The organism is Psychrobacter sp. Pi2-52, from assembly GCF_904846705.1.
Taxonomy (GTDB): Bacteria; Pseudomonadota; Gammaproteobacteria; order Pseudomonadales; family Moraxellaceae; genus Psychrobacter.
The window spans coordinates 13,203-25,920 of sequence record NZ_CAJHBS010000004.1 but is presented as its reverse complement, the minus strand read 5'-3'; the positions used below and the strand labels follow the sequence as shown (position 1 = coordinate 25,920).

At 43.0% G+C, this 12,718-nt stretch carries 9 protein-coding genes; 7 read left to right on the top strand and 2 right to left on the bottom strand.

What is annotated here, in order from left to right; genetic code table 11:
* Positions 1-123 precede the first annotated feature (123 nt).
* From radC to JMY00_RS03410, 3 genes are all read left to right on the top strand, one after another.
* Positions 124-807 carry a DNA repair protein RadC gene (gene radC, locus JMY00_RS03420; RefSeq protein ID WP_165597972.1) on the top strand — a complete coding sequence of 228 codons (684 nt, stop codon included), beginning with the start codon at positions 124-126 and terminating at the stop codon, positions 805-807.
* 349 nt (positions 808-1,156) lie between these two features.
* Positions 1,157-4,087 (top strand): acyl-CoA dehydrogenase, encoded by a 2,931-nt coding sequence (locus tag JMY00_RS03415; RefSeq protein ID WP_201579137.1) that lies wholly within the window; start codon positions 1,157-1,159, stop codon positions 4,085-4,087.
* 515 nt (positions 4,088-4,602) lie between these two features.
* Positions 4,603-5,979 (top strand): dicarboxylate/amino acid:cation symporter, encoded by a 1,377-nt coding sequence (locus tag JMY00_RS03410; RefSeq protein ID WP_057761609.1) that lies wholly within the window; start codon positions 4,603-4,605, stop codon positions 5,977-5,979.
* 118 nt (positions 5,980-6,097) lie between these two features.
* Here the strand turns inward: JMY00_RS03410 and JMY00_RS03405 are convergent, their stop codons facing one another.
* A complete protein-coding gene (locus tag JMY00_RS03405) occupies positions 6,098-6,853 on the bottom strand; it encodes a TSUP family transporter (RefSeq protein ID WP_201579136.1) in 756 nt (251 codons plus the stop codon).
* Positions 6,854-7,318: 465 nt separating this feature from the next.
* Here JMY00_RS03405 and nhaA point away from each other — a divergent pair, with 465 nt between their 5' ends.
* From nhaA to JMY00_RS03390, 3 genes are all read left to right on the top strand, one after another.
* Entirely contained in the window at positions 7,319-8,521 is a 1,203-nt protein-coding gene (nhaA, locus tag JMY00_RS03400) for a Na+/H+ antiporter NhaA (protein ID WP_201579135.1), read from the top strand.
* Positions 8,522-8,740: 219 nt separating this feature from the next.
* Positions 8,741-9,343 (top strand): DUF2799 domain-containing protein, encoded by a 603-nt coding sequence (locus JMY00_RS03395; protein ID WP_201579134.1) that lies wholly within the window; start codon positions 8,741-8,743, stop codon positions 9,341-9,343.
* A 68-nt stretch (positions 9,344-9,411) separates the two neighbouring features.
* Positions 9,412-10,809: an oxygenase MpaB family protein gene (locus tag JMY00_RS03390; protein WP_346764999.1), complete on the top strand. Its 1,398-nt coding sequence runs from the start codon at positions 9,412-9,414 to the stop codon at positions 10,807-10,809.
* A 132-nt stretch (positions 10,810-10,941) separates the two neighbouring features.
* On the opposite strand, the gene JMY00_RS03385 is transcribed toward JMY00_RS03390, so the two are convergent.
* On the bottom strand, positions 10,942-11,676 hold the full coding sequence (locus JMY00_RS03385; RefSeq protein ID WP_201579132.1) for a CoA pyrophosphatase: 735 nt from the start codon (positions 11,674-11,676) through the stop codon (positions 10,942-10,944).
* Between the two features lie 467 nt (positions 11,677-12,143).
* Between JMY00_RS03385 and JMY00_RS03380 the strand changes: the two genes are divergently transcribed.
* The gene (locus JMY00_RS03380) at positions 12,144-12,707 is read left to right on the top strand and encodes an NUDIX hydrolase (protein ID WP_201579131.1); all 564 of its coding nucleotides are present in this window, start codon (positions 12,144-12,146) and stop codon (positions 12,705-12,707) included.
* The last annotated feature ends 11 nt before the right edge of the window (positions 12,708-12,718 follow it).

Below are 12,718 nucleotides of genomic sequence, written 5' to 3'. Positions count from 1 at the left end.
TGGCATCAACAAAAAAGTGAAAAGATAAAATTGCGCTTATAGTAACAATTATGAGATAAATTGGGTAAGATTTTCCGTATCTATCTCAGATAACGAGTATCAACCCATTTTCAAGGAGTGACAATGGCGATCAAAGACTGGCACGAGGATGACAGGCCACGCGAAAAACTTTTAAAATTTGGTGCAGCTCATTTGTCTGATGCCGAGATACTGGCCATATTTTTGCGTACGGGTACTCAGTCTCAATCAGCGATTGAATTAGCGCGGCATTTGATTGATCAGTTTGGTAGCTTAGCCGAGCTATTAGCCGCCCCTCAAAAGACGGTTCTTGCCTGCCATGGTATGGGACCTGCAAAGTACGCCCAAATATTAGCTTCACTTGAGATGGGTACGCGCTATCTGGACAGCCAACTCAAAACTGGGCAAGCACTAGGACGTTCACAAGCAGTCAAAGACTATATCAGCACCCAGTTGCGCGGTGAGCACCGTGAAGTATTTGCGGTACTCTGTCTGGATAATGCGTTGAACCTTTTAAACTTTGAGATATTATTCACGGGTGGTATCTCATCATGTTCCGTCTGTATCAAGCACGTATTGCGACATGCACTAAGCCATGCTGCTAGCCAACTTATCATCGCCCACAATCATCCTCATACCGATGCCAAACCATCAACGGCAGATAATTTATTGACCTACGAGCTAAAAAAAGCCTGTGACCTGTTGGATATCTCGCTTGTCGATCACATTATCGTCGGACGTAACGACACTTTGTCTTATGCCGAAAGCTGCCTTTCCCCTTTTGGTTAGCTCTTTGGCTAGTTTTCGATAATAGCTAGCTACGTGTTCCAACTAGACATATGATTAACCTGCAAACAATTATGTTTGATACATATCATCGACAGAGCGTAGCATTTTGGCTCTTGATAGTTATCGACAACTGTTTCATATTAGTAGCCATTCTTGTCATTTATTTGTCAATTACTTACTAGACCGTTAATACTAGTACTTAAGAGACGTAAAACCGAGCATTTATGGATTAACAAATCATTCGATTTACTTGTAAGACAGTGAATGGCAAGACGAAAAACAATTATAGTTAGCTCTTTCATTCACGTACTTTTCGCATTTTTTATTCAGCGCTTTAAAGGAGATAGTCATGGCAATTGGCTTGTTTATTTTGGCAGTCATCATTCAGTTAGCCGTGGTCTTGGCCATCTTTTTGTTGTCCTTATCACGGGTCACCGGTAGCGTCGTCGCCCTGATTACGGTTATCGTTACCGCAATTATCAGCCCATGGTCGCTCATTTTGGGTATACCAATGGCATTACTGTGCTTGGTCTTACTCATTGCACCGCTTCGCCAATCGTTAATCACTAAACCTGTATATAAGGCGCTGGGCGGTGCGATGCCGAGTATGAGTGATACGGAGCGTGAAGCACTTGATGCGGGTACTAGTTGGTGGGAAAAAGAGCTATTCATGGGTGCGCCAAACTGGGATACTTTTGCCAGTTACCCTTACCCAAAACTATCAGAAGAAGAGCAAAGCTTCATTGATAATGAAGTAGAAACCTTATGTGCCATGCTTGATGAATGGCAAATCCAGCATAAAGATAAAGACCTATCACCTGAGGCATGGCAATTTATCAAAAGTAATGGTTTCTTAGGTTTAATCATTCCAAAAGAATTTGGCGGCTTAGAATTTAGCTCTTATGCGCAAAGCCGCGTAATGAGTAAAATCGCTTCGCGCTCGCCAACTGCCGCTGTGACTTGTATGGTTCCCAACTCGCTTGGCCCTGGTGAGCTATTGATGCATTACGGTACGGACGAGCAAAAGCAGCGCTGGTTGCCAGGTCTTGCGAAAGGTGATGAAGTACCTTGCTTTGGTTTGACTGGGCCCGAAGCCGGCTCTGATGCAGGTGCGATTCCTGATACAGGTGTGGTCTGTTACGGCATGCACGAAGGCGAGCAAGTGCTTGGCTTACGCATGAACTTCTCAAAGCGCTGGATTACCCTAGCACCTGTCGCTACTGTGGTTGGCTTAGCATTCAAAATGCACGATCCTGAAGGTCTGCTTGGTAATCCTGAAAAAACCGATTACGGCATTACCTGTGCCCTCGTTCCAGCTAATCACGAAGGTGTGGTAACAGGGCCACGTCATAATCCAATTGGCTCACCATTTATGAATGGTACAGTCGATGGTAAAGATGTCTTTATTCCATTAGATTACATTATAGGCGGTGTTGAGAACGCTGGTCGCGGCTGGCGTATGCTGATGGAATGCTTGGGCGTTGGCCGAGGTATTTCTCTACCAGCTCTATCGACATCAGCCAGTGAAATGACTTACCTATCTGTCGGTGCATTCGCCAAAGTTCGCGAACAGTTCAAGATATCAGTAGGTAAATTTGAAGGTGTACAGGACGCTACTAGCCGTATGGCAAGTAACACTTATATGTTAGAAGCATTCCGTCATTTGGTTACTTGCGGATTAAACCAAGGTGGTACGCCATCTGTTATGACTGCCATGGCCAAATACTATGCGACTGAAACCATGCGTAGCGTCGTTAACGACGGTATGGATGTGGTCGGTGGTCGTGCTGTGCAAATGGGTCCACGCAATTTCTTAGCGACACCTTATCAAGCGATTCCTGTCTCTATCACGGTCGAAGGCGCAAACATTTTGACCCGCTCACTCATGATCTTTGGTCAAGGTGCGATGCGTTGTCATCCTTATTTATTCGACGAGCTTCAGTTACTACAAAGCGAAGACAAAGCGGCTGCTACTGAAAAATTTGATACCCTTTTCTTCAAACATTTAGGCTACACGTTTAACCGTGGCGCTAAAGCCTTTGTCGCAGGTTATATTGGTGGTAGCGATAAGGCCCCGAGTTTCGCAGATGCTTTTACCCGTCCCTATTACAAACATATCAACCGTTTAAGTGCAAGCTTTGCCCTAACTGCTGATATGGCATTAGGACTACTAGCAGGAGACTTAAAGCGTAAAGAGATGCTATCTGGTCGCTTAGCAGATATTCATAGTCATCTATTTATTGCGACTGCTATTTTGCAATTTTATGAGCATGGTAGTAAGTCAGAGTCTGAGCGCTTACATGCCGAAGTTGCGCTACAAAATAGCTTGTATACGATTCAAGAAGCCTTTGTGTCATTCTTCGCCAACTTCCCAAATCGTATGGCAGCCAATGTGGTTAGCTTTGTAACTTTCCCAAGTGGACGTATCTTTACTCCAGCAAGCGATGAGTTAAAACGCCAGTTGGGTGATACTTTCATGGATGATTTTGCAGCCAACCCGTTCCGCGATTATCTGAAAACCATGGTTTATTACAATACAGATGCAGACGATGTGACTGGTCGTATGGAACATGCTTATCAGACGTTGGTCGAAATCGAACCATTGTGGCAGAAGTTCAAAAAGGCAGAGCATCAAGACAGCTTTGAAGGTCTAACCTTTGAAGACCATGTGGTACACGCCAGTCAAAATGGCGGCATTACCGAAGAAGAAGCAGAAGTTCTGATTCAATATAACGCCATGCGTTTTGATTCATTACTGACCGATACGTTTGACGAGCATCTATCGGAAGCGCTAGAACGTGACAATCCTCATGCCCTCGAAAATGCGGTTCACCAACTGACTGATTACGCACAGCTAAAAAGACAAGCGCAGAGTAAAAATGGTATCGCTGTGGATACCGATGCATCTGCCGTTGATGAGCTAGCCACTAACGAACTAACTATTAACGATCTAGACAGTCCTGCAAACACAGACAATCATACTGGCGATGCCAATCCTAATCATGGTTATGAAAGTGATGGCGATGTAGAGTTGGTCAGTGAGCAAGATACTGTCAAAGAAGTACATTCGCAGACAGATTTTGAAGAGTCAAAGCCTGAGATAGAGGCACTCGATCATCGACATCGTGATGCTGAGTCACATCTTAACGAGCGTATGGGCAATAATCATAATCGTCATATTGCACCACCTGACGAGATCAATACGGAAGCAAGTGATAGTGACATCAAACCTTTAGAACGCCAATCACCTTTATCACGCGAAAAAGACGATAAAGTTTAAAAGTCTATGCTGTTTTTGATATTAGTATTAGAAACTGAGTATTATTAGATTTTATAGTAAAATTTTTACTTTTCATTAGCCAGACTATCTATAAACGATAGTCTGGCTTTTTTTGGTCTATTAGAAATTTCAAGCTTAATTAATCATATTCTTTCCTTTGCATTTGGATAATTTAAAATCAACGGTTTGATATCAATAGTTTGACATATTCGCTTACCCTAAAAACTCTTTCATGAATATTTTGTTTCATATGGGAAACAAACCGTTTAGAATAAATATTGACTATATTATGGGCACATAGTTGTAACGAGGAATGTACATTTAGAATAAAATCAGAAAAAAATCTTGCAGTGCCCTTAGCTATTCTTTTATATTGTCCACGAAAATGTGACATCGAGCGACAATCACGGGAACTTAATAGTCATAACAAGCTTTGTAGTAAGGCTGATAAGTACAATCATGTTGGCTAATGAACACTTACTATAAAGCTGTTATGCACACAAAGGATATGAATTATGTGGAAGAATTTGGGACTGACGGGCAAGATCATTGTTGCCATGGTGCTCGGTATTGGACTGGGCCTATTTCTAAACTACTCAGGATTGAACGGCGAAGGTGGCTTTGTTAATACGTACATCACCAATGGCTTCCTTGCCATTGTTGGTAAACTATTTGTCAACTCGCTAAAAATGTTGGTCGTACCTTTGGTGCTTATCTCACTGATTTGCGGTGTATGCGGTATTGGTGATATTCGCCTACTTGGACGTATTGGTACCAAAACGTTCATTATTTATATGATAACCACTGCACTCGCTATTGCGACTGCGATTGGTCTTGGCTCGTTATTCGGTATCGGTAAAGGCATGAATATCGGAACGGAAGCCGAGTTTGAAGCTGCGTCAGCGCCGCCTCTACTTGATGTGTTCTCTAACATTATCCCATCGAACCCCATCAGCGCGATGGCAAATGGCGATATGTTATCGATCATCTTCTTTGCTATTTTGATTGGTGTCAGTATCTTGATGGTAGGTAAACCTGCCAAAGGCTTAGTGCAGAGCCTAGAGCTGATCAACGAAGTCATCTTAAAGATGGTCACGATCATCATGAACCTTGCACCATATGGTGTATTTGCGCTATTGACCAAAGCAATGGCAGAGCTAGGTTTAGACTTGATTTGGTCACTACTTGGCTATGTCGCGGTATTGGTCGGTTCATTGGCCTTCCACTTCTTTGTCACCATGATGATTGTACTTAAGGTCTCTTCAGGCCTGTCTATCAAGACGTTCTTGGCAAAAATGCGTGAAGTACAGATCTTTGCTTTTAGTACCTCAAGCTCGAACGCGACGATTCCTATTACCTTGCGTACGGTTACCAAGCGTATGGGTGTAAACAACTCAGTTGCATCGTTCACTGTTCCTTTTGGTGCTACTATCAATATGGATGGTACAGCTATCATGCAGGGTACTGCGACCATATTTATTGCCAACATTTACGGCATTGATTTGGGCGTGACCGAATACTTAACCGTGATCTTGATGTCAGTACTAGCATCTGTTGGTACGGCTGGTGTACCTGGTGTTGGTCTAATCATGCTGTCTATGGTATTTGCTCAAGTGGGTCTGCCAATCGAAGGTATCGGTCTAATCTTGGGTGTGGATCGTATCCTTGATATGTTACGTACTGCTGTAAACGTTGGTGGTGATGCTGCTGTTACTACTATCGTAGCAAAATCAGAAGGCAAAATGGATCTGGCTATTTACAACGATCCTAACGCTGGTGCAAAAGATGTATTTGATGGTCATATCGATGAAGACAATGAGCGTGAGTTCTCTGAAGTCTTTAGCGATGGCATCATGGGTAGTGAATACGATGATGTTGATCGTCGCCGCTAACCCACTCCTGTTAGATAGAAGTGCATAAAATAAAAAACCTCAGTCAAGTTGGCTGAGGTTTTTTTATGATTAATAATCAGTAAATAATAATGATTGATACGGTTCTATCAACAACTAACTAGCCAAACACGTACTTGGTCAACATCGCCAGACAGACCAATACAATTACTGGACGAATCAATTTACTACCGCCTTTAACCACCATATGCGAGCCAAAATAAGCGCCGATGGTTTGTCCAACCATCATCGCTAGCCCCACTTTCCACAGTACGTTGCCACCCAAAATAAAGAAGATTAAAGAGCCAATATTGGTCGATAAGTTCAATACTTTTGCCGCACCTGTTGCTTCGATAATTTGACGACCACGTAATGCCACATTGCCAAGCGCAAAAAACATACCAGTACCTGGACCAATATAACCATCATAAAAACCAATCAACGGTGCCACGATTTTTTGCCATTTGCTCTCTGAGATACGCGGTGCAGCCTCTACTTCGCCAAGCCTAGGGGCAAATAATGTATAGATACCGATAGCCGCGATTAAAAACGGAATCACCTTTTCGAGCAAGTCAGGTGGTGACATCTGTACAGCGATGGTGCCAATAACAGAACCAATAAAAGCAGCGATGATGGCTACTTTGATACGTTGCGGTTTGACGACCCCTTTTCTAATCATAGTAATAGACGCCGCTAGTGCGCCTGATGCCGCTTGCAGTTTATTGGTACCGAGCGTCAATACTGGCGGGATATTGGCCAGTAGCATAGCGGGGATAGTCAATAACCCGCCGCCGCCAGCGATAGCATCAATAAATCCTGCTAATGCGGCCACCGCAGTAAGCATTAAAATAATCTCTAACGAGAAAGTTAAGTCCATGACACTGACCTGCAAAATATTATAAGAAGAGAAAAAGGAGTTATGAGATAAGGCTAAAATATCGTTATCGATAATCTGACAGCTTACCAGTGCTAGCAAAAGAAATAATGACACGTCGCACAGCGCTGCTCATTATAAAGATAAAACCGTAAAAAAAGCCAAAAACGTAACAAAGTCTGCTAAATTTGTCTAATAACATTCCGAATATGTTCAACCAAATAGCGACTTATTAAAAAGATGTAACGACTTACAACTATTGTGCTCGTCAAATCCTCTTTATAATATTGCTATTGTGAATATAAAAAAGTAGACCGTTGGCACTGGCTCAACGTATTTTGTTGTCTATATTGATAAGAGTATGAGAAACTGTTTCTGTCTATTTGCTACCTCAAAATGATAGGTAGCGCAGACATTGATGGATATTTGAGGTTATTTAGTAAATTGTATTTAGCGAATGAGGATGATATGGCAATACGAAGGATTAAGGCATTTTTTGAATTTGAGGCAGCAGGCGGTATCGTCTTAGCATTGGCTGCCATTGCTGCAATGATCATTGCCAACTCCCCTCTTAATGTTTGGTATGAAGGTTTTATTCATGCACCAGTCGCCATTCAGATCGGTGAGTTTGCGATTGCCAAAGACGCTCATCACTGGATCAACGATGGTCTGATGGCGGTTTTCTTTTTCTTGGTTGGATTAGAGCTTAAGCGTGAAGTACTCATCGGTGAGCTGTCCAACGTCAAGCAAATAATACTGCCTGCAGGGGCTGCACTCGGCGGTATGATTATGCCGGCGATTGTCTATCTGCTCTTTAACTACAATGAGCCTGAGTTTTGGAAAGGCTGGGCTATTCCTGCGGCGACAGATATTGCCTTTGCACTCGGTATTTTGAGTCTCTTAGGTAATCGCGTACCAAACTCGCTAAAAGTGTTTTTGGTCTCTATTGCTATTTTTGATGACATTGGCGCGATTCTGATTATCGCTTTGTTTTACACCAGTGAGTTGTCATTAGAGTCATTGGCAGTAGCTGGTTTATGTTTGCCGTTCTTATATGTTCTTAATCGCCGTAACGTCACCAACATCACGCCGTATCTACTCATCGGTCTGGTCATGTGGATTGCTGTACTCAAGTCTGGTATCCATGCAACATTGGCAGGGGTGGTATTAGCACTATTTATCCCGATGTTCGATCGTACTGATCCTGAGCACTCTCCGCTTGAAGAGCTAGAGCATGATCTGCACAATACTGTTGCCTTTGGTATTTTGCCAATCTTTGCTTTTGCCAACTCGGGTATCTCTCTCGAAGGCGCAGGTTTTGCTGAGTTATTCCACTCAGTGCCGCTAGGTATTGCTGCTGGTTTGTTTATTGGTAAGCAGTTAGGCGTCATGTTCATGTGCTGGTTAATCTTTAAGCTTGGTATCTCAACCATGCCAAAAGGTATGGACTATAAGCAAATCTACGGTGCAGCTCTATTGTGTGGTGTTGGTTTTACCATGAGTTTGTTCATTGGTGGCTTGGCGTTCGCTGGCGACACCACTATGTTTGATGAGCGCTTGGGTATTATCATGGGTTCAATCGTCTCTGGTATTGCTGGTTACATCATGCTAAAAATGAGCTTAAAAGACAATGCTAGTGGTACATCGGTCGACTTGACTCGCCCGCATTAATGAATACCCTTGAGATATAGAGTAGCTTATGGTGGTATTGCTTAATATTGATCCCACTTATAAGCTGCTCTATTTTATTTATATATGCGTTATCGAGATATTTATAAGTGACTTAGCAATTAATGACAAGTCTGCATAATGTGATTGATTGCTAGCATCATTTATTTGTGTTCGTAGTTATTATCGTTATCATAGTTATCACAGCTATCGGAGCTAACCATGTACCAACCTATATACCATGCTGTACGTCAACTGGCATTAGGATTATCTGTGTTCGGTAGTGTCTATCTGCTAGCAGGCTGTGCAACACTCTCCAAGCAAGAATGTCTCATCGGTGACTGGCAAGCTATCGGCTATAACGATGGCGTGGCAGGTTATCATTCAGACCGCTTAGCCTCTCATACAAAAGCCTGTGCCAAAGCTAGCGTCGCGCCTGACTATCAGGCATGGGAGCGAGGCCGTAAACTTGGCCTGCAACAATACTGCACTATCAATAATGCCTATAACATCGGTAGACGTGGTCGTCAGTTGAACAACGTTTGCCCGATCACTATGGTCAATACATTGCAAGCGGCTAATCAAAAAGGGCTAGATTATTACGCCTTAGACAGTCAATTAGACAAAGATAATCGCCTCTTAGATACTTATCAATCAGAATTCGATAAGCTGGAAAATGGTGACATGCTAGATTTTGCTAATGAAAAAGAAGCTCGTGCACGGCTGCTATCTCTATCTGATGAGATTCGTGATACTAAACGCCGTATCCGAATAACACAGCAGCAATTGGATTCATTGAACCAATCCAGTAATTTTTACGAATGACTGGGATGCGAAGCTATCGCAATGCAAGTTTTACGTTCTAAGGCATGTCCTCACTCCGAAAATGGTACTTGATAACTATGGATAAGAAAATCATCAATACGGCAAGTACTCCAACTGACAAACCTGACTTTCAGTCATCGAATGCTCAATCATCGAACGTTTATCAGCGTCATGGACGTACTACTGCTATCGATGACCATAGTGATTTGCAGGTTTTAAAACGCATTAAACGTTATCTATTACCGAAAGACTTTACGATATCGTCTGCTCTGCTAAATGAGATAGTGGCAGGTTATGATATTGGCGATCCGATTGCAGACGCGCTAGCCGCTCAAAGCATAAAATTTGCGAAGCCTTTACAGCATAATATTCTTGGCGATAGTTCAAACAATAATCCTGCGAACAAAGACCTTGTAAACAAGGACCTTGCAACCAACCCATCATTTAACGCGCTCACTGAGCAATTTAGCAGCCATCCTGATTGGTTCGACCCAAAGCTTGCTCGGATAGGTGCGGTTGCCTATCGGCGCTATCCATTGATGCTCATTTGGCTACTGCGTAATGTTGCTCTAATGGCTGGCTATAGCATTCCTGCTCTCTCGCTACCACTCATTCAGACGGGTGCACTGATGCACGATGCACTACCGCGACTGATGCGTACTTATGCTTATATCTTGGCCGTGTCTGAACACCCCTCAACTAATGTGAATGCAGTTAATCAAAACAAACCTATCGAGCAAGTATTAGCTATTGGTTCTGAGGGCTGGCGCCAATCGATCCAAGTACGTCAGATACATACTTTGGTACGGCAAAACTTACTCAAAGGTAAAGGCAATGCTGCTACAGGCGTGATACCAAACGCCGAGCAACATCATAACCCTGACGGTAGTTGGAATACCGACTATTGGGGCATCCCTATCAATCAAACCGATATGATTGCCACCCATTTACAATTCTCCTTACTGATTATGCGCGGTCTACGATTGCTAGGCGCACGTATTAGTACAGAAGAAGCTGAAGGTATTCTGCATCTATGGAATCTTGCCAGTTATTGGATGGGAGTTGATCTAGATCGTTTACCAAAAGATGAGGCCGCGTGTTGGGAATGGCTCTATACCTATCTATCGATACAGCAGCTAGATTTTAAGATGGGTCAGCCATTGGCAAAAGCATTGCATGATTTACCGCGTCAGCTGATGGGTGAAGACAATCGGCGTGGACGTTTTGTTGAAATGGTCAACGCAAGTGTCACTCGGACTTTGGTCGGTGATGATATAGGCGATGGGCTGGACTTACCAAAATCGAAGATACGCTTTGGTGTATTGTCTTCAGTACCGATTCTTTTTGCGCTCGATACTGCACGGCAGCATAACGCGTCCGTTGCTCATAAGCTAGAAGCATTCCGTGCCAAGCGCCAAGACAATATGAACTGGTGGCTTAAAAAGAACGATGATTATTATAAGTAGATGACCATAGTCATTCCACTATAAAAGCATTACTGCGTTAACCTCGTTTGAAGTATTACATATACATCTACACTCGGTTGCCTTGTACTACTTTTAAATTGCATCGACTATATTATAAATAGATGACATTTATCAGCGTTTGTTTTCTACGCGGTAATACCATTCTAGCTGTCGATCAAACCCTGTTTCTAATAGGTTAGCAATTACCCGTCCTGTTAGCCCCCATACTGTCTCACCATCGACCTGCCAGCTCGGCGTCAGTATGGTAGCCATTTGCTCTTGCATCTTATACTCAATCTCATATTCTACCGTTGGTTGAGTGACTAACGACTCTAAGTCTGCCCAAAAGATACGTGATATTTCTCCCGCTTCAGGAACTAGCACTAGACCTGGGGCGATGAGTGCCACGATTGGACGTACGCTCATACCACTTTTTGAAGTTTGGATCGGTAGCTGACCAAGCAATTGGACTTTATTGGGTGGTAGCGCTGTTTCTTCACAGGCTTCACGCAATGCAGTAACGACATTATTACCATCGCCTCGATCATGTTTACCACCCACACAAGACACTTCACCCGCATGACTGTTCATATGGGCGGCGCGGCGTGTTAGTAGTAGTTTAGGCCTGCGCTCATGAGTAATAGCGACCAGTATTGAGGCATCAGCAATCGGTGTCTGATATAGGCTGTCTAATACACGGCTACTATGAGAGGCATTATGTGCCTCGTACATCGCCGGACTTGTCAGCGCATTTAAGGTCTCATGTTGCACTCGTTCAGCTAATTGACGAAGCGTCGGATGACGAATAAAAGTAGGTACAGCAACTGACAGGTTATCGAAGCTTACAGCCTCCGGTGGGAATAACATTATAATTGCCCTATATTTTTATCATTATTAAGCGTTCTTAATAACTACTGAACACTCACTAGACTAGCGTAATATAATAATGGCTGCATATTATTTATGTGACTAATTCATTGCTTATCAGTTCTCAATAACGGCACTCTCAATAGATCATAGTCAGCCTATCTGTGAAATGATGCGTTACTGTTATCGTGATTCTGTCCGTCGATAATATGTGCTATCTTAAGACGATAGCTGCTCTTTAGAGTAATATCTTATATAGTCGATCTTATATAAGTCAGGTACGTTTAAATCAGATGCATTTAAGTTAGGTTTATTGTCAGTTCTACGCCATTTGCTGCCTGTAGCAATTGTCTCATCATCCTTGTATCTAACGTATCTCGAAACGATGACAGCAGCACTGCAGAATATAGGTCTTATAGCCTATAAAAAACATCATACACAATAACTTTTATAACAAGGTAGTTGATATGCGCTATTGCCTCCAATGCGGTCATGAAGCAGAACGAAAAATCCCACCTACGGACAATATGCCGCGTTTGGTATGCCCCAATTGCCACTATATCCACTACGAAAACCCAAAAGTTATTTGTGGTTCGCTAGTCGTACACGAAAATAGAGTACTACTCTGCCGCCGTGCCATTGAGCCACAATATGGGCTATGGACGATACCTGCAGGTTTTATGGAAAATGGTGAGACCATGGCTGAGGGTGCTGCGCGCGAGAGCTACGAAGAAGCTGATGCTATCGTACTAAATCCGCATCTATACTGCATTTATGATTTGCCAGATATTGGGCAGATCTACTCTATTTATCTGGCCGATCTAAAAGATGGCGCGTATGGTATTGGCTCAGAAAGTCTCGACTGTGCACTGTTTAGCGAAGAAGACATCCCATGGGATAAACTTGCATTTGAAGCCATTCGCCGTACTCTAAAAAGCTACTTTGCTGATCGTAAGCAGTATAACGAGTTGTCAGAATTTCCGATTCATCAAGACAAAATTGGCAAAGATTTGAGTATCAAACGATATTAGTCAATTACCTA

Excerpts from the sequence above, each read along its gene's own strand:
- radC (WP_165597972.1), top strand. The coding sequence starts at position 124 with ATGGCGATCAAAGACTGGCACGAGGATGACAGGCCACGCGAAAAACTT.
- JMY00_RS03415 (WP_201579137.1), top strand. The coding sequence starts at position 1,157 with ATGGCAATTGGCTTGTTTATTTTGGCAGTCATCATTCAGTTAGCCGTG.
- JMY00_RS03410 (WP_057761609.1), top strand. The coding sequence starts at position 4,603 with ATGTGGAAGAATTTGGGACTGACGGGCAAGATCATTGTTGCCATGGTG.
- JMY00_RS03405 (WP_201579136.1), bottom strand. The coding sequence starts at position 6,853 with ATGGACTTAACTTTCTCGTTAGAGATTATTTTAATGCTTACTGCGGTG.
- nhaA (WP_201579135.1), top strand. The coding sequence starts at position 7,319 with ATGGCAATACGAAGGATTAAGGCATTTTTTGAATTTGAGGCAGCAGGC.
- JMY00_RS03395 (WP_201579134.1), top strand. The coding sequence starts at position 8,741 with ATGTACCAACCTATATACCATGCTGTACGTCAACTGGCATTAGGATTA.
- JMY00_RS03385 (WP_201579132.1), bottom strand. The coding sequence starts at position 11,676 with ATGTTATTCCCACCGGAGGCTGTAAGCTTCGATAACCTGTCAGTTGCT.
- JMY00_RS03380 (WP_201579131.1), top strand. The coding sequence starts at position 12,144 with ATGCGCTATTGCCTCCAATGCGGTCATGAAGCAGAACGAAAAATCCCA.